The sequence below is a fragment of the Acetobacter nitrogenifigens DSM 23921 = NBRC 105050 genome, from assembly GCF_000429165.1.
Classification (GTDB): Bacteria; Pseudomonadota; Alphaproteobacteria; order Acetobacterales; family Acetobacteraceae; genus Acetobacter; species Acetobacter nitrogenifigens.
In genome coordinates, this window is the sequence record NZ_AUBI01000004.1 from 41,122 (window position 1) to 65,091 (window position 23,970).

24 protein-coding genes are annotated in these 23,970 nt (G+C 62.1%); 12 read left to right on the forward strand and 12 right to left on the reverse strand.

Features of this window, described 5'->3' with window-relative positions; genetic code table 11:
• Positions 1–5 precede the first annotated feature (5 nt).
• On the forward strand, positions 6–1,331 hold the full coding sequence (locus G442_RS0106995) for an NAD(P)/FAD-dependent oxidoreductase (protein WP_035376324.1): 1,326 nt from the start codon (positions 6–8) through the stop codon (positions 1,329–1,331).
• Positions 1,332–1,335: 4 nt separating this feature from the next.
• The gene (locus G442_RS0107000) at positions 1,336–2,958 is read left to right on the forward strand and encodes a peptide ABC transporter substrate-binding protein (RefSeq protein WP_026397415.1); all 1,623 of its coding nucleotides are present in this window, start codon (positions 1,336–1,338) and stop codon (positions 2,956–2,958) included.
• Here G442_RS0107000 and G442_RS0107005 read toward each other — a convergent pair.
• Positions 2,952–3,650: an SDR family NAD(P)-dependent oxidoreductase gene (locus G442_RS0107005; protein WP_026397416.1), complete on the reverse strand. Its 699-nt coding sequence runs from the start codon at positions 3,648–3,650 to the stop codon at positions 2,952–2,954. The two genes, G442_RS0107000 and G442_RS0107005, sit on opposite strands and share 7 nt — an antisense overlap.
• A 102-nt stretch (positions 3,651–3,752) precedes the next feature.
• Between G442_RS0107005 and G442_RS21270 the strand changes: the two genes are divergently transcribed.
• Positions 3,753–5,039: an MFS transporter gene (locus tag G442_RS21270; protein ID WP_051292061.1), complete on the forward strand. Its 1,287-nt coding sequence runs from the start codon at positions 3,753–3,755 to the stop codon at positions 5,037–5,039.
• 18 nt (positions 5,040–5,057) lie between these two features.
• On the opposite strand, the gene G442_RS0107015 is transcribed toward G442_RS21270, so the two are convergent.
• A complete protein-coding gene (locus G442_RS0107015; RefSeq protein WP_026397417.1) occupies positions 5,058–5,318 on the reverse strand; it encodes a hypothetical protein in 261 nt (86 codons plus the stop codon).
• 316 nt (positions 5,319–5,634) lie between these two features.
• Between G442_RS0107015 and G442_RS0107020 the strand changes: the two genes are divergently transcribed.
• The 4 genes from G442_RS0107020 to G442_RS0107035 all read left to right on the forward strand — a co-directional run bounded on the left by G442_RS0107020 (position 5,635) and on the right by G442_RS0107035 (position 9,984).
• Positions 5,635–6,324, forward strand: a complete 690-nt coding sequence (locus G442_RS0107020; RefSeq protein ID WP_026397418.1) for a phosphoadenylyl-sulfate reductase — start codon at positions 5,635–5,637, stop codon at positions 6,322–6,324.
• Positions 6,325–6,342: 18 nt separating this feature from the next.
• Positions 6,343–7,137, forward strand: a complete 795-nt coding sequence (gene cysD / locus G442_RS0107025) for a sulfate adenylyltransferase subunit CysD (protein ID WP_026397419.1) — start codon at positions 6,343–6,345, stop codon at positions 7,135–7,137.
• A 16-nt stretch (positions 7,138–7,153) separates the two neighbouring features.
• Positions 7,154–9,046 carry an adenylyl-sulfate kinase gene (gene cysC / locus G442_RS0107030; RefSeq protein WP_026397420.1) on the forward strand — a complete coding sequence of 631 codons (1,893 nt, stop codon included), beginning with the start codon at positions 7,154–7,156 and terminating at the stop codon, positions 9,044–9,046.
• Positions 9,047–9,282: 236 nt separating this feature from the next.
• Complete coding sequence (locus G442_RS0107035; RefSeq protein WP_146882427.1) at positions 9,283–9,984, forward strand: hypothetical protein; 702 nt, start codon at positions 9,283–9,285, stop codon at positions 9,982–9,984.
• A gap of 102 nt (positions 9,985–10,086) precedes the next feature.
• Here the strand turns inward: G442_RS0107035 and G442_RS21275 are convergent, their stop codons facing one another.
• The 3 genes from G442_RS21275 to G442_RS0107050 form a co-directional block, all read right to left on the reverse strand.
• Entirely contained in the window at positions 10,087–12,231 is a 2,145-nt protein-coding gene (locus tag G442_RS21275; protein WP_051292063.1) for a phosphocholine-specific phospholipase C, read from the reverse strand.
• Positions 12,232–12,526: 295 nt separating this feature from the next.
• Complete coding sequence (locus G442_RS0107045; protein ID WP_026397422.1) at positions 12,527–12,793, reverse strand: GNAT family N-acetyltransferase; 267 nt, start codon at positions 12,791–12,793, stop codon at positions 12,527–12,529.
• A gap of 111 nt (positions 12,794–12,904) precedes the next feature.
• The gene (locus G442_RS0107050; protein ID WP_026397423.1) at positions 12,905–14,350 is read right to left on the reverse strand and encodes a sodium:solute symporter; all 1,446 of its coding nucleotides are present in this window, start codon (positions 14,348–14,350) and stop codon (positions 12,905–12,907) included.
• A gap of 457 nt (positions 14,351–14,807) precedes the next feature.
• On the opposite strand from G442_RS0107050, the gene G442_RS0107055 reads away from it, so the two are divergent.
• From G442_RS0107055 to G442_RS21280, 5 genes are all read left to right on the forward strand, one after another.
• Positions 14,808–15,095 (forward strand): hypothetical protein, encoded by a 288-nt coding sequence (locus tag G442_RS0107055; RefSeq protein ID WP_035376325.1) that lies wholly within the window; start codon positions 14,808–14,810, stop codon positions 15,093–15,095.
• Between the two features lie 195 nt (positions 15,096–15,290).
• Positions 15,291–15,854 carry a NifU family protein gene (locus tag G442_RS0107060; RefSeq protein ID WP_026397425.1) on the forward strand — a complete coding sequence of 188 codons (564 nt, stop codon included), beginning with the start codon at positions 15,291–15,293 and terminating at the stop codon, positions 15,852–15,854.
• A gap of 114 nt (positions 15,855–15,968) precedes the next feature.
• Positions 15,969–16,550 (forward strand): malonic semialdehyde reductase, encoded by a 582-nt coding sequence (locus G442_RS0107065; protein ID WP_026397426.1) that lies wholly within the window; start codon positions 15,969–15,971, stop codon positions 16,548–16,550.
• Entirely contained in the window at positions 16,547–17,263 is a 717-nt protein-coding gene (tsaB, locus tag G442_RS0107070; protein ID WP_026397427.1) for a tRNA (adenosine(37)-N6)-threonylcarbamoyltransferase complex dimerization subunit type 1 TsaB, read from the forward strand. Before G442_RS0107065 ends, tsaB begins: the two co-directional genes overlap by 4 nt.
• Positions 17,260–17,733, forward strand: a complete 474-nt coding sequence (locus G442_RS21280; protein ID WP_035376326.1) for a GNAT family N-acetyltransferase — start codon at positions 17,260–17,262, stop codon at positions 17,731–17,733. Before tsaB ends, G442_RS21280 begins: the two co-directional genes overlap by 4 nt.
• 15 nt (positions 17,734–17,748) lie before the next feature.
• Here G442_RS21280 and G442_RS0107080 read toward each other — a convergent pair whose 3' ends face one another.
• From G442_RS0107080 to G442_RS0107110, 7 genes are all read right to left on the reverse strand, one after another.
• The gene (locus G442_RS0107080; protein WP_211229124.1) at positions 17,749–18,486 is read right to left on the reverse strand and encodes a M15 family metallopeptidase; all 738 of its coding nucleotides are present in this window, start codon (positions 18,484–18,486) and stop codon (positions 17,749–17,751) included.
• A 349-nt stretch (positions 18,487–18,835) separates the two neighbouring features.
• Positions 18,836–19,657, reverse strand: a complete 822-nt coding sequence (locus G442_RS0107085) for a response regulator (RefSeq protein ID WP_211229125.1) — start codon at positions 19,655–19,657, stop codon at positions 18,836–18,838.
• Complete coding sequence (locus G442_RS0107090; protein ID WP_026397430.1) at positions 19,654–20,376, reverse strand: PP2C family protein-serine/threonine phosphatase; 723 nt, start codon at positions 20,374–20,376, stop codon at positions 19,654–19,656. The genes G442_RS0107085 and G442_RS0107090 overlap by 4 nt, the downstream gene beginning before the upstream one ends.
• Positions 20,377–20,422: 46 nt before the next feature.
• Positions 20,423–21,514, reverse strand: coding sequence for an FHA domain-containing protein (locus tag G442_RS0107095; protein WP_026397431.1), 1,092 nt, complete (start codon positions 21,512–21,514; stop codon positions 20,423–20,425).
• Positions 21,511–21,723, reverse strand: coding sequence for a hypothetical protein (locus G442_RS0107100; RefSeq protein ID WP_026397432.1), 213 nt, complete (start codon positions 21,721–21,723; stop codon positions 21,511–21,513). The genes G442_RS0107095 and G442_RS0107100 overlap by 4 nt, the downstream gene beginning before the upstream one ends.
• Positions 21,724–21,767: 44 nt before the next feature.
• A complete protein-coding gene (locus G442_RS23885) occupies positions 21,768–23,114 on the reverse strand; it encodes a serine/threonine-protein kinase (protein WP_051292066.1) in 1,347 nt (448 codons plus the stop codon).
• Positions 23,111–23,968 carry a c-type heme family protein gene (locus tag G442_RS0107110; RefSeq protein WP_026397433.1) on the reverse strand — a complete coding sequence of 286 codons (858 nt, stop codon included), beginning with the start codon at positions 23,966–23,968 and terminating at the stop codon, positions 23,111–23,113. Before G442_RS0107110 ends, G442_RS23885 begins: the two co-directional genes overlap by 4 nt.
• Positions 23,969–23,970 lie beyond the last annotated feature (2 nt).

The window sequence follows — 23,970 nt, forward strand, 5'->3', positions numbered from 1 at the left end:
ACATCATGGGTCCTGAGGTCAAAGCGATACAAACCGACGCCAAGCCGTCCGCAAGCGCCGACGTCGTTGTCATCGGCGGCGGCATCGTCGGGGTCAGCACGGCGTATACGCTGGCCCAGCGAGGCGTATCGGTTATCCTGTGCGAGAAAGGCCATATCGCAGGCGAACAATCGAGCCGAAACTGGGGCTGGGTGCGACGCAACGGCCGTGATCCGCGCGAACTCCCGCTTATGATGGAGAGCTTCAGGGCGTGGAACGAGTTTGCTTCGAAGAAACTCGACACCGGATTTACGGTCTGCGGCGTCGTCTCCATCGCGAAGACCGACGCCGACCGCGCCCGACACGAACAGTTTGTTGAGGATGCTCGTCCTTTCCAGATCGGCAGCCGCGTCATCACGTCGAGCGAAATCAGGGAAATCCTGCCCGGATATACGGGAGAAGGCCGCTCGGCGCTCTATAACCCGACTGACGCCCGCGCGGAGCCGCAACGGACTGCCCCGGCTGTGGCGCTCGCCGCAAGGGACCTGGGGGCGGAGATCGTGCAGAACTGCGCCGTGCGCGGCGTGGAGCTGCAGGGCGGTCGTATCTGCGGCGTCGTGACCGAACTGGGCTATATCCGTACGAGTCAGGTCGTGGTTGCAGGCGGCGCCTGGTCGCGCCTCTTTTGCGGCAACCTTGGCGTCGACCTGCCGCAGATGAAAGTGCTGTCGTCCGTCTGCCGCACCGCGCCGCTGAGCGGCCTTCCCGAAACATCCGCGTATTTCGGCGGCGTCGCTTACCGCAAGCGCGATGACGGCGGCTACAACATAGCGCCAAGCGTTGGCCTGAACGTGCCCATCGTCCCCGATATGCTCCGGCTTGCGCGCATGTATCTGCCGGCATTCATGGCCGAACGAAAATCCGTAAAGCCGCGTCTCGATAGCCGCTTCCTGACGGAACTGCTTACTCCGCGCAGTTGGGATCTCGATATGCCGACCGTTTTCGAAAAGACGCGCGTTCTCGATCCCAAGCCCAACATCGCGCTGACGCGCAGCAAAGTCGCCGATTTGCAGAAATTGTTTCCTGCGGCAGGCCCGATCCACATTCTTCAGCACTGGGGCGGCCTTATCGACGTCATGCCGGACGCCGTGCCGGTCATCGACACTGTGGCGAAGATACCCGGCCTGACCATTTCCACCGGCTATTCCGGCCATGGTTTCGGCATCGGCCCAGGTGCAGGCGTCCTGACCGCCGACCTTGCGACCGGCAAGGCGCCCTGCGTTGATCCGTCGCCTTTCCGCCTGTCCCGCTTCACTGACGGCACGCCAATGCGTCTGATCGGCGGATTTTGACGCTTTGAAGCTCCACCTGCCACGACGACGTTTCCTTGAGGCGGCTGGCTGCGTCGCAGTCGCCGCACCCCGGTGGCGCGCCTTCGCTGACGCGCCAAGCCAGATCATCGTCGGATTGGCGCAGGAGCCGACCGTTTTTCATCCGCTTTTGCCGCATATCGAGGTCGATGACGGGGTTCATATGAACCTGTTCAGTCCCCTCTGGTCCATCGACGCCAAAGGCGCCTTCGTTCCAGATCTGGCCGAAAATGTGCCTGACCAGAACAATGGCGGCGTGAGCGCAGACGGGCTGACCTGGCGCGTGAAGTTGCGAGGCAATGCGTTCTGGCATGACGGACGTCCGGTCACAGCCGCAGACGTTGTCTTCACATTTGAAACGCTTCTGGATCCATCCTTCCCTGCTTACAGCAGGAAAGGTTTCGAGTTTATCGAACATGTCGAACAGACCGGGCCGCTTGAACTGACCTGGCGCATGCGCAAGCCGTATGCGCCGTTTCACGCCATTCTGGCCAGCGCCATGATCGTCCCGGCGCATCTTCTCAAAGGCGTTTCTGACACAACGGCTTTCACATCCAAACCTGTGGGAAGCGGTCCCTTTATGTGGGACGAGCGCATTCCCTCCGACCACATACGCCTGCGCGCCAACCAACACTGGCATTTGGGGCGAGCTGGCGTCGATTATGCGATCATACGCTATATCCCGGATGTGACCGTCATGTTCACGCAGTTCGAAACCGGGGAAATCGACTACCTGGGTATGCCCGGCATTCCTCCCAACAGATATCGACAGGCGCTAACGTTACCCGGACGGCAGGTCTTCCGCGCACCACAACCATTTGTCGAAAGCATAGCCATCAATATGGCCCGGCCTCAGTTCCACGACATTGTGGTGAGGCAGGCAATCTACACAGCAATTGACAAGCAAGGCATATTGGAAACTCTTTTTGAAAATATAGAATCCGATACGGAATCCTTCCTTCCATCGCAATCGTCCTACTACAACCCCGATCTGCCGAAACAGAAATTCGATCCACAAGCCGCCGCAGAAAGTCTCGACCGGGCCGGATGGCGCCGCAGGCTCGGCGGCGTGCGCGCCCGCGATGGCGTCAAGCTGGAATTCGTAAACGCGACGACTTCCGGCAACGCCCTGCGTCAGCAGGTTCAGGAGGTCATTCAGCAGAACCTTGCCGATATCGGCATCATCATGCGCATCGAAAATCGACCCGCCGCCGTGATGTGGGGGGGATACTGGTCGCAATCTCGCTTCGACACGGCTCTGGTGTCGGTCGACTTCATGACAGGTTCAGACCCGGACGCCTCGAGTTATTTCACGTCCGACGCATCGCCCGCACGGGGCGGCGCGGGGCAGAACGTGTTTCAGCTTGCCGACAGTCGAATCGACTCTCTGTTTCTGAAAGCCAACGCCAGCTTCGATCACGAAACACGCCTGTCATATTACCGTTCGATCCAGAGTCTCGTGCGTACGGATCTGCCGTTTCTGCCGCTATATCAGCAAAGCAATGTCGAAGGCGTTCGCTCTGGCCTTACGGGTTTTGAAAGCAACGTCAACGTGCGCTCCAATCTATGGAATCTCGCACGCTGGCGCTGGACCGCGCCTCCTCAATAAAGATCTTCTTCCGAACAGCTTACCGCCAGTTCGGCGACGTTCGCAGTATTCGGCAGGTCGAGCACCATGCCGACCATGCGCGCGAGATCGGCAGGTTGCGTCATCTCCGCCTCTTCGCGCGAGGTGATGCTGCGCGCCATGTCTGTCGCCACGAAACCGGGACATATGGCCGTCGCGCGAATTCCGTCGTTCCAGCCTGTACGCTTGATGCTGTGGGCGAGAGCCACCACAGCATGTTTCGTGATTGCATAGGGGCCTGAATCCGCAGATTTGACGCGCTTTCCTGAAAGCGACGCAACGACGATCACACGTCCCGTCCCGCACTCCTTGAGATGCGGCCACGCCGCGCGAACCAGACGGATCGGCGATTTGAGATTGACGCTCAGCATCGCATCCATCTCATCGTCTTCGATCTCCAGGATCGATTTCGGAATCATGATACCGGCGTTGGCGATAACCGCATCGATCTGTCCAAACGCAGTGATCGTCGACGACACCCAGGCGCCCTCCCCTCCTGCGCTGGCGTCGAACGCGTGCGTATGCAGCGTGGAGGACGCCTTCAATGCTCCAGGGTCGCGCACCCCAGCGCTGACGCACCATCCCGTAGACTGAAGATATTCTGAAATCGTGCGCCCGATCCCCCTGTTCGCTCCGGAAATCATGGCGACGCGACGCTCATGCAGGTTGTTCATGACCGCTTCCTTCAATACGTTATGGAAAAGAAATCGCTCAAAGCGATTTAAACACCTTAAACCACGACGCCACGAAATGGAATTTCTCATGACGATCGCTCCATGACGATTTCGCCTACCGCCGCCACGGAGTTTCAACGCCGCGTCCTGTTCGCCGGCGCAAGCGGTCTTTTCACGGACGGCTATATGCTCGGCTCGATCAGCCCGGCGTTGCCGGGCGCCATCGCGACGCTCGGGTTGGGACCGACCGGCGCTGGCGCCGTCGCCGCTGCGCCGTTTCTCGGGCTTCTGCTTGGCAGTCTGTTCGGAGGACCTGTCATAGACCGCTATGGTCGGCGTCTTCCTTTCGTATGGGACATGTGGCTGTTCCTTCTTTTCGCCATCGGACATGCATTCGTGCACGGCGCAGCGGATCTCATCATCCTGCGTTTTCTGACCGGGTTGCTGCTCGGCGTCGATTACGTCGCAGGCAAGGTCTATGTTTCGGAATGCGTCGCGAACGAGCGTCGTGGCGCGTTGATGAGTTGGCTCAGCGTCTCGTGGATCGCTGGATACACCGCCGCGTTCGTCGCAGGCTCCGCGCTGCGGGATATCTTTGGCGCCGACGAGTGGCGATTGATATTCGCAAGCGCCAGCATCCCCGTGCTCGTCGCCATCGCCTTTCGTAAAAATCTCCCTGAGACGGCTCCTTGGCTGGCCCATCACGGACGATTTGAAGCGGCGCTGGCTGTTGGCAAACGTTGCTTCGGGGCGCACTGGACGCCAAGCGTCGCCTCATCGTCCCCAACCCTGCGTTCGTCCGGCTGGAAAGCCCTCATCAGGCCGCCACAACACCGCGTCACTTTTGGCGTCGTTGCGTTCTATTCGTTGCACAACGTTCCTTATCTCTTGCTGAACACGTTCCTGCCCGGCGTGCTGGCCGGTGTGGGCGTGCGAAACCCGTTTACGGCAGGGATTCTTTACGACGCCCTGATCATGGCGGGCGCACTGTTCGGCCTGAAACTGATCGACGTCATGGGGCGCAGAACGCTCGCCATTGGCAGCCTCTGTATTCAGGCGGCGCTGCTGTTCGGCGTGATCGCCTTCGCTGCGTCGCCGCAGATTACGCTGATCCTGCTCGCCCTGTTCGGCGCGGTGCTGGCCTCGGCGGACAGCCTTACCTACGCCTATCCCCCGGAATGCTTTCCCACCGCATTACGCGCTTTGGGCATAGGAGTGACGGTCGCCGTCAGCCGCGCGCTGGCCACGGTCGCGACGTTCATCTTCCCGAAGCTTGTGACGGGTTATGGCATGCAGTGGGTGATCGGCGGACTCGGGGTCATTCTTGCTGTCGGAGCCGCAGTTTGCGCGGCGACCCTGCAGGAAACGCGCGACGCCCATATTACATGAGGACGCAGCCGTGCTGCGTCAGCGATGAACCTGCAACAGCCTTGAAGGCGTCGCCGTCACAGACGCGTAAGGCGAAAATGACACGCCAATCGCCTTTGTCGCAGGCCGTAGCGCTGCTGGATGCGGCGTGAGAGCCGGGCGTTCAGCCGGAAGCGTCCGCTCCATTACAGGCGCTCGGGTTTCGTCCCACGGACGCCAGCTCGTCAGTTGCGCACGCGCATCCAGACCCGCGACAGCTAGAGCCGAAAGCGTAAGAAGCGTCAGAACAATGGTTTTCATGCCGTCTCCTCAAGCGTTCACCACCACCTCGCTACGCTCATTGGCGCAGCATCACGCCCAACCAATAGCTGCATTGCCTGTAGCGAATACGGCGAACATGTAGCGAAAGGTAACAGGCCGCGTGTACTCGCAGGCAGCTCGCCACCTTGGCGGCATAGCGCGCGAGCAATCACCAGCGATAAGTTGCACTATTTTTTATAGTGATTTCTCCCCTCAAGCGTGACCGGGGTTTATCACTTGATATCGCGCGCTCCCCTCACTAAATGGAAACCACAAATTACGACTGCAATTCGTGCAACACGAGCTCAACGCGATAATGTCCCTGACTTCCGACAAGATCTCGACCATCAAACGGGCCGGCGACGACGCCAGAGCGGTTCTGCGCAGCGCGCTGGAAACGTTTCCCGGCGATGTCGCCGTGCTCTCGTCCTTCGGGGCGGAGTCGGCGGCGCTGCTGTCTCTGGTCGCTGACATCGCGCCGGCGACGCCGATCCTGTTTCTGGAGACGGGACAGCATTTCCCGGAAACTCTGGAGTATCGTCAGGCTCTGGCGAAGCAGTTGGGCCTGACCGACGTGCGCGACATCCGCCCCGCCCCTGATGCGTTGAAAAACCGCGACCCGGAGGGACAACTCTGGGCGTTCGATCCGGACGCGTGCTGCCAGTTACGCAAGGTCGAGCCTCTCGATCTGGCCACACTGCCATTTCACGCACTGATCACCGGACGCAAACGGTCGCAGGCGAGCACGCGGCAACGCATGGAAATCGTCGAGCCGAACGGCGAAGGCCGTATCAAGATCAACCCGCTGGCGACCTGGTCCGCCGCCGACCTCGACGAAGAGATCGATCGGCGTTCGCTGCCTCGCCATCCGCTGAGCCTCCACGGCTACCCCTCCATCGGTTGCGCGCCCTGCACGCGAGCGGTGGGCGAGGACGAAGACCCGCGCGCCGGACGTTGGGCAGGGCTCAACAAGACCGAATGCGGCATTCATCGCCCGGCTTTATAAGAGAAGGTTACCCCGATCATGGATCACCTCGACCAACTGGAAGCCCAGAGCGTCTTCATTCTGCGCGAGGCGTACCGGAAGCTGAAGCCGCTGGCGATGCTCTGGTCGCTGGGCAAGGACTCGAACGTCATGGTCTGGCTGGCGCGCAAGGCTTTCCTCGGTCGCGTGCCATTCCCGGTGATGCACGTCGATACGGAAAAGAAATTTCCGGAGATGTACCAGTTCCGCGACGAATACACGAAGAAGTGGAATCTGGACCTCCTGCTCGGCTACTGCCCGCCGGTCGAGGAAATGGACCCGACCCTGCCGCCCGCCGCCCGTTCTGCGGCGCGCAAGACGGCTGGCCTCGCCAACATGATCGAGACGCACAAGCTGCAAGGCGTCATCGCGGGCATCCGTCGCGACGAACAGGGCACCCGCGCCAAGGAGCGCGTGTTCAGCCCACGCGGCGCCTCGCATAAATGGGACATCCGCAACCAGCCGCCGGAGTTCTGGGACCAGTACGCCACGCCGCACGAAGAGGGCATGCATATCCGCGTCCACCCGCTGCTCGCGTGGCGTGAAATCGACATCTGGCGCTACATCGAGCGTGAAGGCATTCCGCTCGTGGACCTCTATTTCGCCAAGAACGGCAAACGTTATCGCTCGCTGGGCGACAAGGACATCACCAACCCCATCGAGAGCAACGCCTCGACGCTCGCCGAAGTCATCGCCGAGCTTGAGACGACCCGTACCTCCGAGCGCGCAGGACGCGCCATGGATCATGAGTCGGAAGACGCGTTCGAGCGACTGCGCGTCGCGGGCTATCTGTGAGCGGCGGAGAATAAACATGAGCGAGACACTGACCGCCACGACCGTCATCGACCCGATCGATCGCGACGTCGCCCTCGAAGCTGCAACGCCGATCGTCATCGTCGGCCATGTCGATCACGGCAAGTCCACCCTCATCGGGCGCCTGCTCTACGACACCGATAACCTTGAAGACGGCAAGGTCGCGCAGATCATCGAGTCCTCGAAGAAGCGCGGTCTGGCCATCGAGTGGAGCTTCCTGCTCGACAGCCTGCAGATCGAACGCGATCAGGGCGTGACGGTCGATTCCACCCGCCTGCCCTTCCGTCTGGGCGACCGGCAGTTCGTCATCGTCGACGCCCCCGGCCACAGGCAGTTCCTGCGCAACATGATCACCGGGGCCGCCGACGCGGACGCCGCCGTGCTGGTCGTAGACGCCAACGAGGGCGCGCAGGAACAGACCCGCCGCCACGCGATGCTGCTGCGCCTGATCGGCATCCGCCACATCATCGTGCTGCTGAACAAGGTCGACCTGCTGGACTTCGACGAACAGCGCGTGGCCGCCGTCCGCCGCTCGGTCACCGATCTGCTCGGTCAGCTCGGGCTAGAGCCTGCTCTCTTCGTCCCTGCCTCGGCGCGCGACGGCGACAACATCGCCAGCCGTTCCGACCGGTCCCCCTGGTACACGGGGCCGATCCTGACCGAGGCGCTGGCCGCCGTCCCCGGCGCCGACTCCCGCGCCGGGCTGCCCCTGCGCCTGCCGGTGCAGGACGTCTACCGCTTTGACGACAAGCGCTACGTGGCGGGTCGTATCGAGCGCGGCGAAATCCGCGTCGGCGACTCCCTGACGATCGGCGCCCAAGGCAGCGTCGCGCGCGTCGCATCCATCGAACGTTGGCAGGCTCCGCAGCGCGATTTCGCGCTGGCGGGCGAATCCGTCGCCATCACGCTTGAACCGGACGTCATTCCCGATCGCGGCGACCTGCTGTTCCCCCCTTCCTCGAAGCCCCTGAAGACGGCGCGCATCCGCGCACGCCTGTTCTGGCTGCGTCAGGAGCCGCTGCGTGTGGGCGAAAGCTTCCGCCTGCGCCTTGCCACCGCCGAACATCAGGTGACTGTGGCGTCAATTGATTCGGTCGTGCGTCTCGACGATCTGACCGAACAGGCCGCAAGCGAAGTCCCACCGGAAGGATTCGCCGAAATCACTCTGGCCGCCGCCGAGGCGATCCAGTTCGATCCGTTCACGCCGGGCACGGCCGACGGTCGCGGCGTGCTCGTCGATCGCAACCAGCGCATCGTCGGCGGCGCGCCTCTTCTGGGACCCGCTGAGGTCAGCGGCGAGCACAACGCGATCCACCCGTCCGGCGGCGCCGTCGACGCGGCGCAGCGTCGACGCGTCAAGGGTCACGGCGCGCGCGTGGTCTGGCTCACCGGCCTGTCTGGCGCGGGCAAGAGCACCATCGCGCGTCATGCGGAGCAGCTTCTGTTCTCGCAGGGCGTCGACGTGTCAGTTCTGGACGGCGACACATTGCGGATGGGCCTGTGCAGCGATCTTGGCTTCAGCGAGGCCGACCGCCATGAGAACGTCCGCCGCGCAGCCGAAGTGGCGCGTATCCTCGCCGAGACCGGACAGGTCGTCGTCGTCGCGCTTATCTCTCCTCTGGCCGCAGACCGCGCCCTTGCGCGCCGCATCATTGGCGACAGCTTTGACGAGGTGTTCGTCGACACCAGCCTGAGCGTTTGCGAAGGCCGGGACTCCAAAGGGCTCTACGCAGCGGCGCGCGAAGGCAAGATCGCGAACTTTACTGGCGTCAGCGCGCCATACGAGGCGCCGGAAAAGCCGGAATTGCGCATCGCCGCCGACGCAGGGTCAGCCGAAACGCACGCGCGCGAACTGACTGAGTTCGTTCTCGGGAAAATCGGGCGCGGCTAACGCCGTTCTTTCGATCTTTCAGAAAAACGCGGGCTTCGGTCCGCGTTTTTTGTTTGTTCTGGCCTGCGCGAATGATGGGCGGCTATGGGCAGCGCGTGCCCGCTCCGGCTGGCGCCCGTCAGCGGCGGCAATTCCATTTGCATTTCATTCGCAGATAGATGTTGCAAATGCGACTGGATCGCAATTAGAATAGGGACATCACATTGGAGGCCGGCGCGGCGGCGTCGGATTTGCCCATGAATGCGACCATGACCTGCTCCCTCGCCCTGAACGACCTCTCCACCAGCGAGCGCCTGACGATATGGACTGTGCGCCGACTTAACAGGCCGCTCCAGCCATCTCTCCGACACCGCACAACGCTGGCGATGCCCTGTTTCCGTCAGGACTTCGAAGCCGTATCCGCAGCTTTCCGCCGCGCCGCCTCTCGTCTTGCCCGACGTAACATGCGCCTCGGCGATATCGGATTGCCCGCGGCGGAAGGCGTGACGCAAACCGAAGCGCGCTTCCTCGCGGCGACCTCCGCCGCGCAGAATGGCGAACGGACGCGCGCGCGGGACATTCTGCGCCCCCTGTTCCCCCATCATGCAGTGCTGGGACCAATCGTCACGGCCATTACACTTCTTGGGGCCTGCATGGCCGGAGCCGGACATTGGCTGCCCCGCTCTGCACGCACGGGGCTTCCTTCCGAAACCGTCGTCGCGCAGCAGGCAGATACGGAGTCCACCATATCCGCACGTGTCATACGCCTTGAAACGCGTCGCGCCATGGCCGAAAAAAAGGGAGAAGACACGACCACCGCCCGCGACGCCCGCCCTCAAAGCTTTATCGGAGGAGCGGCGCTCACGACGCTGACGCGGTGGCATGAACTGGATCTTAAAGCGACACCGGTGCTTTGGGCGCGCACCGACCACGCTGCGCCGCGTCCTGAGACACAATGATAAAAACCGCATCGCGGCGTGTCCTGCCGCGGGCGCACGCGGCAATAAGACGACGACCGCGAGCCTACGGCCTATTGCCGTAGGCTCGCGGTGCGCAAAAAGTCAGGCTGGATAATCTGAATTATGATGGTGGCCGTGAGGATGACCCGGCTCAGGCAGATCGTCAGCCACGCCCCCCATCAGAGGGTCGGTAATGCTGTCGCGCCCGTTTTCAATGTGCCCGGCCAACTGCATACGAAAGTTGCTGTCGCCCTCAACTTCCACGGTCAGATCATACCAGCCGCCACAGGCGACAGTCTCCAGACGCAACATGTGAGATTCCATCGGGCGCAACCAGTGGCCCGACAGCTTCTGTCCGGTGTAGGCGTCTGTGAGCAACAGTCTCACGCTATTGAAGCCGTGATTGATCAGATCGACGTGGAGAGTCTGCTCTCCATGATCGACACGGGTGTCCATCCCAAGCCTTGCGCCGCCCGTTGATTCAAAATTTCCCTTGCAAGAACGGAAAAATCCGTTCGGGCCATGAACGCTCAGGTCATAAACGCCCGCCGCGGAAGCGTCCCACACGTCGCTCAACCGCTTGCGCGCCTCAACGGTGTAATAACGCATTTCCGACGTCGCGGTCGCGTCCCGCACATGGAACACCGCGCCAGCGTCTCCCGAGTTACGAAAACCCAAGACGAGTTTTCCTGACTCATGATGCGGCGTCATATGGACGTGCAGATTATACGGCAGTGCACGGGCACGACGGATTCCCGTTTCCTGAACAGGCGTCGCCTGCTCAGAAGGAACCGCCGGCACATAGCTGCTGTGTCGTTTGGAATCCTTCGGCGCGTAGCTGCTGGTCGCTGGAAGCGCTTCCAGCCTTCCGTTCGGATTGCTGAAATCAAAGGCGGATGTCAGATCGCCGGAAACCGCGCGGCGCCACGGAGTGATGTTGCTTTCGATCAGACCCGGGTAATGCGGCGCAAAACGCGTTTCGAGGAAACGTATCAAGGAGGTGTGGTCAAAAACCTCGGAATTGACCCACCCTCCCCGGCTCCATGGCGAAACCACGACCATCGGGACACGCGGGCCAAATCCATACGGGCCAGCTGCGTAGCTGCCGCTCCCTGGAAACAATTCGTTCTCAATGGAAACCGTGGACTTTCCATGACGGTCGTCGGTCGGCGGAGAAGGGGGCACAATATGGTCAAAGAAGCCGTCATTTTCGTCGAACATGACGAACAGGACAGTTTTGCTCCAGACCTCAGGATCTTCCGTCAGAATGTCGAGAACCTGCGAAACATACCATGCGCCGTAATTCGCAGGCCAGTTCGGGTGCTCGGAATAAGCCTCCGGAGCTACGACCCATGAAACTTGGGGGAGATTTCCTGACTTCACGTCGGCGCGCAGGAAGTCAAAAAATCCGCCCGACTCAGCAACGTTCGTGCCGGTCCGCGCCTTAAGCGCCAACGGAGACGACGAAGGCGCGTTTCGGTACTGGTTGAAATACAGCAGAGAAGAATCGCCGTAGTTTCCGATATAGGGATTGCTGGTCCACCCCCAGGATCCGGCGGCCGTCAGCCCCGTGCCAATGTCCTGATACACTTTCCATGACACACCTGCTTTTTCCAGTCGTTCCGGATATGTGGACCAGCCGTACCCGGCTTCAGCGTTATCGACGACTGGGCCACCGCCGCTGCCGTCATTTCCTACCCAGCCCGACCACATGTAATAGCGGTTAGGATCGGTGGCTCCCATGATGGAGCAATGATACGCGTCGCAAATCGTAAATGCGTCGGCCAGCGCATAGTGAAACGGAACGTCATCACGCGTCATATGGGCCATGCATGTCGTGGATTTCGCTGCGATCCAGCCGTCCCATTTTCCGTCGTTCCACGCCTCATGCGTCGTTGTCCAGTCATGCGGCAGGTCGGCTAGGAACTGCATGCCCATATCGGGCGCGTCCGGATGGAAAGGCATCACCACGGAATTGCCGCTGGGCTGCTTCCAGACGCTGTCTCCTGAGGGCAAACGTACGGCGCGGGGATCGTTATAACCACGTACGCCCTGGAGCATTCCGAAATAGTGATCGAAAGATCTGTTTTCCTGCATCAGGAAAATGACATGCTCGACGTCATCAATAGAACGCGTGCGGTTGTTGGCTGGCAGAGCCATCGCCTTGCCAATGCTCGCCTGCATGGATCCGGCCATGGCGCCGGAACCGAGAAGTTTCAGGAAGTTTCGACGATCCGTCTGGTTCATTGGGGCGTATTTTCACTTCTCGTTAAAAACGCGCGCAACATATCAACGGGATTATTGCCGTTGGTGACAGATTTATGAATATCCTGTGAAATGTCCGAAGGCAATTCGAAGACTTTAAACCTGAGACGCCCCTGAAAAATACAACACGTAAATTTCAGGCCAAATGACGTCACCAGACATGATCTGATCGATTTCTCCATGCCCAACCGGGCATGACCATTACAGACCCGACGAAGTTCTCAAAAAATACCCTATATTCCAGGGAAAATGTCCGACCAGAAAATACCGCACAGCCTCACCCCGGGCGAGCTTCGATTCCGTGACGCTTCAACCACACCGTCGCAAAAGAACAATGTGAAACGATTGAACGTTTTTCCGCACGAGCAGCGTCCACGGCGGCGCTCACCAAAGCGGAGCCCACGCCCCGACCGCCAAGCGCGTCGGGCACCAACGTGTGCTGGATGACCAGCGCGTCGTCGCGACGCTCATAAATCAGCGTAGCCAGATGCCCTTCGATGATCGTTTCAAAACGATTCTGGCTTACATTATCGACGATCGTCATCGACGCTCACCCTCCCGGCCGCAGCCCTGCGACCCGGACCTGATCCGTTCGCATCGGCTCTCAAGCAAAAGGCCTGACCAGTCAGTCGATATCCACCGACAGGACGACGCCCTAGGCGCGCCCACGCCGACTCAACATCGTCAATGGGGCGCCCACGAGAAAGGTGACACAAACGCCGAGCGGAACCAACCACGGGAACGCTATGGTCTCGCCCCCGGGGCGCACAAACCCGATGATCACCGCCATGACGACGATCGTCGCAAGAAACGCCGCCATCGCCGCTCGCTCCTGCGCGCCGCGCACGACCAGCCCCAGAAGAAACGCGCCCAGCAACGCCCCGTAAGAATACCCGGCGATCTGCAATCCGAACACCAGCGCCGAATGCGACGACCCGGCGAACGCCAGCGCCGCCGCGATCAGCGCCACCGCCCAGAACGCCGTCACGGCGCGCGCAAGAAGCCGACTTTCGTCGCGACGCCCCAGCAGGTCAGACAGGGTGGAGCCTGTCATGGCGTTGAGCGCCGACGACAGCGACCCCATCGTCGCGCTGATGACGCCCGCGACCAGCAGACCCGACAGTCCCGGCGGCAGGTCCTGCACGATGAAGCGCGGAAACAGTTCGTCCGGCGACCGAAAGCCCATGTCGGCCAGAGCCCGCCCACCCTCGCGCGCCCACAACAACACGCCGCAGAGCGACAACAGCGCGAACAGCACGGTCACGACGATCGCACTGGCGACCATCGCCCGCTGTGCGTCGCGCAGCGACCGCGCCGCCATCGCGCGTTGCACCATAAGTTGATCCGCTCCGTGCGAGGCCATGGCCAGCAGCGCTCCGCCAACAATGGCCGTGACCGGTGCGTAAGGGCTGGTCAGTACAGCGTCATGAAAACCGAAAACCGCGAGCCGACCCGACGTCCATATCGCCCCCTGCTGCGTTGCATCCAGCCCGCGCCACAACAGCCACGCCGATATCGCCGCGCCGAACGCGTAGAGAGTGAACTGCGCCGTGTCCGACCAGACCACCGCGCGCAATCCGCCGATGGCGGTGTACACTGCCGTCAACGCCGTCATACCGACCAGCACCGTAAGCGGCGAAAGCGGAAGCCCGCGCGCGGCGAGAAGCGCGCAGACCGGCAGAGTCGCAGCGAAGAGCCGGACGCCTTCGGCGAGAAGCCGGGTGAGAAGAAACGTGACCGAGGCCAGACGCTGCATGGCGGGACCAAAACGCAACCCCAGATAATCGTACGCGCTCGCCAGATCTCCGCGCATGTAAAGCGGCAGCATCACGCGCGCGACAGCGAAACGGCCGAGCAGGTATCCCGCGCCCAGCCCGACGAAGACGAAACCGTGCCCATAGGCGATGCCGGGGATGCTGATCACCGTCAGCGTCGAGGTCTCGGTAGCGACAATCGACAGGCAGATCGCCCAGGCGGGAAGATCGTGATGCGCCTCGACGAGATCCGCCCCGGTCCGCGACGCGCGCGACATCCACAGCGAGCCTGCGGTCAGGGCGACAAGCCAGGCGAGGATCACCACGGGATCGAGCAGTCCCGTCATGCGCGCCGCCCGAGCGCTGCCAAAAAGCAGTCGCACTCTTTTCTGGGGTGACCGGCCGACGACGCTCCGTCAATCCGGCGTATTTTCGCCGCGCGCGGTGGCGCCGCCTCTTGTCCGTTCAATGAATCCGCTCTGTTCTATTGTTGTGATTTTAGACTTCGCCGTCCGGCGCAATGAGCGCGAAACCGGTTGCGCGCCGCATACTTGGCCCCGGTCGGCAGTCAAACGCAAATCCTTGCGATAGCGAATCGGCGTAGCCCTCCGCCGCGCCCCCCACATCCGGTTTGCGGCTCAATCCGATTCATCTTAGAAACCGCATGGAAGCGGTCGCGCGTGCGTGATCAGGCGCACCGGGCAAGGCGGCTGCAAAATCGCGAGCCAGCCATCCCGTGCGCTCTGCGGAAATCGAACATGGCGCCGACGGCCCACGCCGCCGCCAAACATAGTCTGCGAGACCATGCCACCCATCCGGCGTTTTCAACCACCTCCCGACCTGCCAAAAATGCGCAAGCCCAAGGGGATAAAGCTTGCTGTGATGGCGGTGCTCGCCGTCGTCTACGTCGTCGGCATCTGGGCGCTCAGCCACCGACCGGCGCGCAAGACCGTCATGGCGATCGTCGACATTCCGGTCGATGTCGTGAAGACACACAAATCTTACCCGCCTCCGCCGCCAATCATCGTGACACTGGTCGAGCCGACGCCTGTTGTCATCCCGCCGCCCCGGCTTGTCATTCGGGGCCACTGAGCCCCCGTCCACGACCCGCATCACGGCGCCGCGACGCTGATATTCCGACGCCGGGCCTTGCCTTCGGCGACCGGGCGCCACATCTGGAAAGCCATACAGGACTGTTTCCGTCCTTAATTAGACGACCCGGACTTTACCGACCCTGACGTTCCAGCCGTTCTGACCGAGGCGCACGGGTCGACACAGGAGCCATCAATGTTCATCGAGACCGAAGGCACGCCCAATCCCGCCACCCTGAAGTTCCTCCCGGGGCGCGACGTCACCGGCGACGCGGGAACCGTCGATTTCATTGACGCTGATGCTGTTTCGGGCCGCTCGCCCCTCGCCGAAGCCCTGTTTGCGCTTCCCGGCGTCTCCCGTGTGTTCATGGGCTCGGACTTCGTATCGGTCACGAAGAGCGACGATGAAGACTGGAGCACACTGAAGCCGCTGGTCCTGACCGCGCTGGTCGATCATTTCGTGTCCGGCCGCCCGGCCGTCGAAAACGACGCCGCGACCATTGAAGACCCGATCGCGCCGGGCGACGAAGAGATCGTGCAGCAGATCAAGGAACTGCTCGACACGCGCGTCCGGCCAGCCGTCGCCAGCGACGGCGGCGACATCGTGTTCCGCGGGTATCGCGATGGCGTCGTGCGGCTCAGCATGCAGGGCGCCTGCTCGGGGTGCCCGTCCTCCGGCGCCACCCTGAAGCACGGCGTAGAGAACATGCTGCGCCATTACGTCCCGGAAATCGTCTCCGTCGAACAGGTCATGGGCTGACCTCATTCCGCCCCGCATTGGAAAGCGCCCTCTGGAAAGCGCTTTCCTGCGGGGGTATTGAGCGTTCCGCAGGCCGCCTCATCCGGCGCGGCCCCGATCGCCAGGGACAGCCTTATGCCAGTGGATGACAGCGCTCTCGATCTCCTCTTCCGGGACGCCAGAACGCCTGCGCGCTGGACCGGAGAGCCCGTCAGCGAAGAGACGCTGCGGGTGCTTTACGACCTGCTGAAGATAGCCCCGACCTCGGGCAACTGCTCGCCGGGGCGCTTCGTCTTCCTCACGACGCAGGACGCGAAAGAGCGCCTGCGTCCCGCACTTTCCGAAGGCAATGTCGAGAAAGCCCTCGCGGCGCCGGTGGTCGTCATCGTCGCGCACGACCCGCTGTTCTTCGATCAGCTCTCCCGCCTGAACCCGGAGCCGGATCTGCGGAGCTGGTTCGCGGCGGATGTCGGTCTCTCTGAAGAAACAGCCTTCCGCAACGGATCGCTGCAGGGCGCCTACCTCATCCTCGCTGCGCGCGCGCTCGGCCTCGACGCACTGCCCATGTCGGGCTTCGACGGGGCGCTGGTCGAAGATACGTTCCTGGCTGGCGAAGGGTGGCGCGCCAATTTCCTCGTCTGCCTTGGTCACGGCGAACCGCTGGACACGCCCCGCGCGGCGCGCCTGCAGTTCGACGAGGCCTGTCGCCTGCTGTGACCGCCCCCGCCGCTCTAACCGTCATTGTTCTCGACGCCTCTCCGGCAGGGGCGCTGGTGGGAGCGCGCGTTGCCGCAGTGCGGATCGTCGATAACCGTGGGGCGACGCTTCTCCATGAAGAGTCCCGCCCCGGTCACGACGGAATCGCCGCGATGGCCGACATGCTGCGGACGTGTCTCCGCGCAGTGGAGCCGCACGCTCCAGACCTGATCGCCGTGTGCGTCGGTCCCGGCTCCTTCACGGGCTTGAGGACGTCCTGCGCATTAGCGTCGGGTCTGGGCCTGGGCGTCGGCGCCCCTGTAATCGGCGTCACAAGAGGCGAGGCTCTGGCTGAGACACTGACCGCCGCTGTAACCGCCGAACGTCTCGATGGCTGGATCGCGCTCTATGGTGCACGAAGCGGCAGGTGGTTCGTCGAGCAGTGCGCGGCCAACGGCCAGATCCGTGAAGCCCGCGCCGTTGAGAACTCCGGGTGGGCGCCCCCGGAAGGCCGGTGGCTGCTGGCAGGAGACGCTGCGGAGGACGCAATCGGCGCATTCGACGCCAATGCCCAGTCGCTCGCAGCGCAAACCGGCGCGGATTGTGTGCAGATCGCACGCGCCGCGGTCGCACAGTTCCAGAATTCGTCGCCGTTCCGCGCGCCGCTGCCGCTCTACGTCGACCAGCCTGAAGCCAGCAAACCCGCAGGCGGCCTGAGGTCCATGCCGGTTTGACGACTCCGGCCAACCAACCCCCAATCGTCCAGGAGGTCGGGCCTCCATTCGCCGAAATCCTGTCGACGCTGCATGCGGATGGCTTCAGCGGGCGAGAACACTGGTCGACGTCGGATTTCACCACGCTTCTCAGCCTGCGCGGCGCGCTCTGCCTTCTGGCGTCAGTTGGCGGAGAACCTGCAGGCCTCCTCGTGGCGCGCTGTATCGTCGACGAAGCCGAAATTCTCACGATCGCCGTTGCTCGTCCCTCCCGTCGACGCGGCATTGCGCGCGCGCTTGTTCAGGCGCTGCAAGAGCATGCGCAAAACAATGGCGTCGCCAGAATTTTCCTTGAAGTCTCCGTTCTCAACGACGCAGCCAAGCGTCTTTATCTCGATGCGGGCTTCGTCTCGACAGGTCTACGACGCCACTATTACGAAGATGGTTCGGACGCGGAGACGATGACATACGAGACGCCGTCATCGTCTTAAACGACGAAAAATCATTTATTTGGCAGGAATATCCTCGAAACGGATATTCTGCACCGGATAGAGCCGCCAGTCGCGGTAATCGAAATGCCACCATTCCTCGGGAAGCTGCGTGAAGCCCTCTCGCGCCATAGCGTCACGCAACAGCGCCCGCGCAGCATTTTGCGCCTCCGTCCCGCCCGCGTAATCAGCGTAGGCGCGGCGCGTCATTTCGTCATACCCGCTAGGCATTTCAACGGGCTGACCGGTTTTCAGATCATAGAGCGAAAGATCGACGGCGCAGCCGCGATTATGCACGGACCCTTGCGCCGGATCTGCGACGAACATGTGCTTGTCCGGAGGAGTAGCGTCCCAGAACAACTTTGTGACATACCACGGTCTATAGCCATCGAATATCAACAGGCCGTACCCTTGCGTCCTGAGAGCTTTCAGCACGCGAACGAGCGCTTCCGCCGCCGGACGTTCGAGAAAAGCCCGCGCCTGCGAATAAAGCGGTTCGCCCAGAATATTGCGCGACGTCGCGTAGCGAATATCGAGGTGAAAATCCGGATCGAGTGTCGTCAATTCCACGAGGTCCGGCTGCCGCTCGTCGCCGCGCGGCGCAGGCGGCGTGGCTCTCAGCGCCTCGGGAAGCAGCGTCGCAAGTGGTTTTACGGGCTGTATTTGAAAAACGGGAGCGGCCTGGGCGCATGCTACGGCGGTCATCATCGTCATCGCCGTCACTCCGGTCGCGATTTTCGAAACAATGGTCTGCATATAAATTTTCCAGAGAATCACGACAGGACGCTCCTCGCCGCCCGGTTTGGCCCGGACGCGTCGAATCGCTTGGCCATATGAGAACGGTTCCAAAACGATACTCCGAAAAGCGTCGCGGCGCACGGGAATTACCACAGCCTGAAAGTCTTTCGTGCGCGACCCCACGATAAAAAAATCGCCCCTATCCGCACAGCTTGCGGCGCTTTGGGGGAAGACCACACGATGGTCGCCGCGATTCGTCGACTCCAGGGCTTTTTTTTTACGAAATGGATCGGCGGGAACGAATAATTTCACCCGCGACACAACGTCACAGGCCAGTGGCGACGATCAGACGGCGTGTGGAAACAGTCTAATCGGCCTCGACCGGAACCGTAAAAACATAACCGGCGCCACGCTCCGTGCGGATGATGCTGCGCCCGTCCTGCCCGGCAGCGCCGCCGCCGTTGTCGAACCGCCGACGCAACCGAAGAATCTGCACGTCGATGCTCCTGTCGAAAACGTCTTCGTGCACCCGCGTCGCGTTCAGGAGATATTCGCGAGACAACGTCTTTCCAGCCGCATCGAGGAACGCGACAAGAAGATTGAAATCTCCCTTTGTCAGGCTGACCACGTTCCCAGACGGATCCGTCATCTGCCGACCGCGTCGATCCAGTTTCCACCCGCCGAAACGATAGACGCGCGGCGGCTCAGGCTCCACGCGTTTATCTGCGCCGCGCACGGCATGCTCGTCACGCGCCATCCGCAATGTGTCATGCCGACGTCCGACGACCCGAATGCGGGCCAGCAACTCACGCGGGCTAAAGGGCTTGATCAGATAATCGTCGGCGCCCAGTTCCAACCCGACGACCCTGTCGATCTCAGCCTTGCGATGCCCCGTCATAAGAATGATCGGCGCATCGGTGACGTCGCGAAACCTGCGCATCACGTCGAGACCATCCGCATCGCCAAGCTGCATATCAAGGACGATCACGCACTGGGAAAGATCGAGTTCCCGAGCGGCGATATCGGCGACACCCGCCATCGCGACGATATTGACGCCGTTCGATTCCAGATAGTCGCCAATAGCCTTGCGAAATTCGTGGTCGTCGTCGATCAGGATCACGGTCGCCGCAGTCGTCCCGTTGTCGGAGCTGATATCCGCCCCTTCGGTAAGCTGCGGCGCGGCGATCACGGACGCACCACCACTACAGCCGAAACATTATCGCGCGCACGCCTGCGCAGGGCGGTCGCCACCATCGCTGCAGCCACGTCTCCGCCCTGCCCGAGCGCGTGACATATCTCGTCGTCGTCCATGGTTTTCAAAAGACCATCGCTGCACAACAGGAAGCGGTCACCGGGAAGAACCGTGCCCGTACGCTTGTCGATCGCAAGCTCCGGATCGGAACTGCCGACTGCGCGGGTAATGACGTTGGCGTGCGGGTGATTGCGCCCTTCCCGCGACATGATGGCGCCAGAGTCCACCATTTGCTGGACCAGCGTATGATCATGCGTCAGCTGGATCAGCTCACCGTCGCGCAGAAGATAGACACGTGAATCGCCTACCCACAGCACCACGAAATAATCACCTTCCAGCAACAGCACAGCGACTGTCGTCGCCGCCGCGCCCCGAGGATCGTCGCATTCGTCGGCTGCTTGACGCAACGTGTCATGCGCATGCGCGATGCTCTGACGAATTGCAGAAAGACGCTGCGACGGCGGCAATCCTTCCGGAATGGCTGCGATCGCGTCGATAACGGTGTTGGCGGCCCACCGTCCGTCCCGATGCCCGCCTGCGCCGTCCGCGACTGCGTAAACCCCAAGCGAAGGCCGACTGATCAACGCGTCCTGATTTTCGCTCCTGAACGCGCCCGGATCGGTCGCGTGGTAGCTGTACTCCGCAATAGGGTTCATGGGCGCAGCCCCCGGGCGCCGCATAAACGGCTCTGGTCGCGCCTTCTCACCGCGGTGTCATCCTCTCCCACTCTTCCTGATAGGCGCGCGTGAACTCCGCGTCGAACAGCGCGTCGAAATTCACACGCAGTCGCCGGTGACGCTTGCGCAACAATGCCGTGGCCCTCAGGCGTCTCCACGGCGTAAGCATATCGGCGGCCTGAGCCGTGTCCTGACCAGGCAGGTAATCAGGATCGAGCACCTCGATCACGCCGCGCGCGCAGCGACGATAGGCCCGGTCAACGCACACAAGATGGCGTTGCATCTCGTCAAACGCATCCGCTATGGCCAGTTCGGGCGCCTCGGCCCGACCATTCCGCAAACCCGCGATCCAGCGAAGGACCTGCCCGTCGTCGGCGTCTTCAGCCAGCGGCGATTTCCGCCATGTCGACAACGCCCGGCGGCGGCGGTCCGTCTCGATTCCATCAAGGCTGGACCGGGTCAGGCGACGCAATCCTCTGACGAACGCCTCCATCGACGCGCTCAATCTGTAAAGGATCACCGAGCGCCGCACGTCGGTGACGTTCGTTCCGTCGAGACCAAGTATCTCCAGCAACGCATCCGGCGTCGCAGGGGCTTCGGGCGCAGGAGCCCGCCTCGGGGAAGCCATGATGCGCGGCAATTCCACCGTGTCGTCCTGCACGTCCTTGCCAGCGGCGCGCCTGGCCGCGCGCGGCGGCGGCATGGCGGCGGCAGTGGCCGTAGCGCTCGCCCGCAACCCCTTGATGGCGTCGGCGACGAAACCGGGCAACGGCATGATTCTGAAGGAGCTTTCGTCTTCCTGCAGATCGACGACCAGCTCATAGCCGCCAGCCTTGATTCGATCCCCACGACCCAACCTGCGCGGCGCAGCGCCGACGGGGGAGGAACCGCCCCCCTGATCGAACGAGACACCGTTGCGGCTCATATCCGACAGCGACCAGCCGTCCTCGTCCTGCTGGAACAGGCAATGCCGCCGGGAAAGCTGACGATGAGGGTCAGCCAACACCCAATCGTTCGTCGCGTCGCGACCGATAGAGAAATATCCGCTGGAAACACAGCGGGTTTCAAGTTGCACCCCTTTAGGAGCGCTGGTCATGGACAGGACAAGCATCGTCATGACGCCACCCTCCGACCGCCGGTCGGCGCTTGTCCGATCGTCCGACGCACATCGGCCGGTCCTTTCCCGATCAGACGTAGAAACTCGTCTCGTTCATTTTGATGACGGATAAACCCGGCGCACTCGCTGACCAGCGTCAACGGCGAGTTGCTTCGTGCAGCCATGCGCGCGACGACGGTGGGACCGATGGGGCCGAGCACGTAGGTCAAACAGCGGGCAGTCCACTCGCAGCACCGTTGCCACCCGGCCTCATCTAAGCTCTCCACTGGCGCCGGTGACTCGGAGACCTGCTCGACGACAGGCGCAGCAACGACGGGCGTCTCAGCAACCGTCTCATAGGCGTAATCCACAATACCGTCGGTCGCATGGATGGCCTGATCCTGCGCCCCGGACGTGTGCGCCTCCGGCGCATGCGCCGAGGCCTCTGCATCAGCCCCCACGCAGACCAGTCGGATACGCCCTCCTCGCTCTCGAACATTGTCTCAGGCGGCCCGGATTCCTGAGCCGCATCGTAGCTCGGCGTTTCGCCAGGCTGGACTGCCTCGTGATGCGTGTAATGCTGGTATTCCTCTGGCGCGCTGGCGACCGGCCTATAACCGCCGGACGCATACGCGCCAGAGGCTCCTCCAGAGGTTCCCAACGTCGGGTCAAGAGGTGGCGCGACGATTGTTTCGTCCGAGTCATGCCCCAGACCGGACGTATGCCCGGCAACGACGCTTTTCAGCGTCTGGGCCAGGGGCGGCGGGCTTGGAGACCGAATGTTGCTCGCATCATGCAGAGCCTGCGAGAAAGCGTCGGCGTCCGCAAAGCGGTCTTCCGGCCGCTTGGCTAACGCACGGTCAATCGCCTCGCTCAAGCCTTGCGGCAAATCGTCCCGCAGGGTGGACAACGGCACGTGCGGCTTGTTGATGATGCTCAGGATCGTGTCGGTGTAATTCGAGCCCGTGAATGGCCTCTGCCCGGCGAGCAGTTCGTAGACGACGCACCCCAGGGAAAAAAGATCCGAACGCCCGTCAAGCGCGGAGCCCATGCACTGCTCCGGCGACATGTAGCTCGGCGTGCCGATCAACAACGGCGTCAGCGTCATCTCCGCGCTGGTCAGGCGGGAAATTCCGAAATCGGTGATTTTCAGCTTCGATTGCGGCGTCAGCAGAATGTTCGCAGGCTTGATATCGCGATGAACAATGCCGCGCTCATGCGCATATTGCAGCGCGTCGAGCACCTGCAGCGCTATCGGCATCACCTCTTCGACAGGGCGTTGCGAACCGCGGGGAATGGCCTGCTGCAGACCAACCCCGTTGACATACTCCATGACGAGATAAGGATTGTTCTCGTGAAGCGAGAAGTCGTAGAGGCCGACGATGTTCGCGTGAACGCATCGCCCGGCGATCTTCGCTTCATTACGAAAGCGCTTGAAATAGCTTTCACGTTCTGCGCTGTCGAGGAGATCGGCGCGTATCAGCTTGATCGCGACCGGACGGTCGATTTCTTCGTCATGCCCCTTGTAGACGACGCCCATGGCGCCGCGACCCAGCATGGACTGTAGCCGGAAACGCCCGATGCGTTCCGGCATGTGCGTCGTCGTCGCGGCGGCAGTCATGATTCGAGCAGAGCCATGGCGCTCTCCATGCTGCGCCGTAAACGATTGAACGACGCAGTCAGAATGCTCAACTCGCCCGTCTTCGGAACATCAAATTCCACGACGCCCGCGCGACCGAGAGAGACGCTTTCAGCAATGGCCGAAACCCGCGCGATCGGGCGGAGCACAAGCACCTCCAAAACGACGTTCGCGGCGGCCCACAGAGCGAGAATGATGCAGGCGACAGCGCCGAAAGTCCAATAGAAAGCAGATGACGTTGGCGGGAGCGACACGGTGGCGATCGTGGCGCCGACGATTTCGCCGGTCTGCCGATTGAACCCCCTGGCCCCGCCAAAAGCATCGCGCACGCCAGCCGGAGCGGCGTCCAGGGAGGAATAACACGTCGCACATACGCCTGGACGCATCCTCAAAGGCGTAACGAGAGCAATGCTTCCGTCCGGAGTGACCTCTGTGAATTGCTGGCCGTCACGCGGGCCGCGCAATTCGGAGATCGCATCACGCTCCCACTCGTCAGGGGTGTCGTCCGCGTTGGTCGGGTCAAGCACGACCCGGCGGAGACGCACGCCGGGCGCCAGTTTTTCAAGGAGTTTTGCGTTCGCCTCAACAGCGTAAAACGACGCCGCTGGCGGAAGAAAGAGCGCCCCGCCCCGATCCGCGCCACTCAGAAGCGGCGCGACTTCCTTATCCGTATATTGGGCGATCGCGTCAGCCTGCGCCGTCAATATACGCGCTTCACGCGTGGCCTCCGTGATGCGGTCTCCGCTCAGGCTGTACCCGAGGACGAACCACAAGAGAACCAGTCCTGCCGCCGCAACGGCGGCGAATGCGATGTTAACCTTGAGACGCAGGGTCATTA

Excerpts from the sequence above, each read along its gene's own strand:
- G442_RS0106995 (WP_035376324.1), top strand. The coding sequence starts at position 6 with ATGGGTCCTGAGGTCAAAGCGATACAAACCGACGCCAAGCCGTCCGCA.
- G442_RS0107005 (WP_026397416.1), bottom strand. The coding sequence starts at position 3,650 with ATGAACAACCTGCATGAGCGTCGCGTCGCCATGATTTCCGGAGCGAAC.
- G442_RS21270 (WP_051292061.1), top strand. The coding sequence starts at position 3,753 with ATGACGATTTCGCCTACCGCCGCCACGGAGTTTCAACGCCGCGTCCTG.
- G442_RS0107015 (WP_026397417.1), bottom strand. The coding sequence starts at position 5,318 with ATGAAAACCATTGTTCTGACGCTTCTTACGCTTTCGGCTCTAGCTGTC.
- G442_RS0107020 (WP_026397418.1), top strand. The coding sequence starts at position 5,635 with ATGTCCCTGACTTCCGACAAGATCTCGACCATCAAACGGGCCGGCGAC.
- cysD (WP_026397419.1), top strand. The coding sequence starts at position 6,343 with ATGGATCACCTCGACCAACTGGAAGCCCAGAGCGTCTTCATTCTGCGC.
- cysC (WP_026397420.1), top strand. The coding sequence starts at position 7,154 with ATGAGCGAGACACTGACCGCCACGACCGTCATCGACCCGATCGATCGC.
- G442_RS0107035 (WP_146882427.1), top strand. The coding sequence starts at position 9,283 with ATGAATGCGACCATGACCTGCTCCCTCGCCCTGAACGACCTCTCCACC.
- G442_RS21275 (WP_051292063.1), bottom strand. The coding sequence starts at position 12,231 with ATGAACCAGACGGATCGTCGAAACTTCCTGAAACTTCTCGGTTCCGGC.
- G442_RS0107045 (WP_026397422.1), bottom strand. The coding sequence starts at position 12,793 with ATGACGATCGTCGATAATGTAAGCCAGAATCGTTTTGAAACGATCATC.
- G442_RS0107050 (WP_026397423.1), bottom strand. The coding sequence starts at position 14,350 with ATGACGGGACTGCTCGATCCCGTGGTGATCCTCGCCTGGCTTGTCGCC.
- G442_RS0107055 (WP_035376325.1), top strand. The coding sequence starts at position 14,808 with ATGCCACCCATCCGGCGTTTTCAACCACCTCCCGACCTGCCAAAAATG.
- G442_RS0107060 (WP_026397425.1), top strand. The coding sequence starts at position 15,291 with ATGTTCATCGAGACCGAAGGCACGCCCAATCCCGCCACCCTGAAGTTC.
- G442_RS0107065 (WP_026397426.1), top strand. The coding sequence starts at position 15,969 with ATGCCAGTGGATGACAGCGCTCTCGATCTCCTCTTCCGGGACGCCAGA.
- G442_RS0107080 (WP_211229124.1), bottom strand. The coding sequence starts at position 18,486 with ATGCAGACCATTGTTTCGAAAATCGCGACCGGAGTGACGGCGATGACG.
- G442_RS0107090 (WP_026397430.1), bottom strand. The coding sequence starts at position 20,376 with ATGAACCCTATTGCGGAGTACAGCTACCACGCGACCGATCCGGGCGCG.
- G442_RS0107095 (WP_026397431.1), bottom strand. The coding sequence starts at position 21,514 with ATGACGATGCTTGTCCTGTCCATGACCAGCGCTCCTAAAGGGGTGCAA.
- G442_RS23885 (WP_051292066.1), bottom strand. The coding sequence starts at position 23,114 with ATGACTGCCGCCGCGACGACGACGCACATGCCGGAACGCATCGGGCGT.
- G442_RS0107110 (WP_026397433.1), bottom strand. The coding sequence starts at position 23,968 with ATGACCCTGCGTCTCAAGGTTAACATCGCATTCGCCGCCGTTGCGGCG.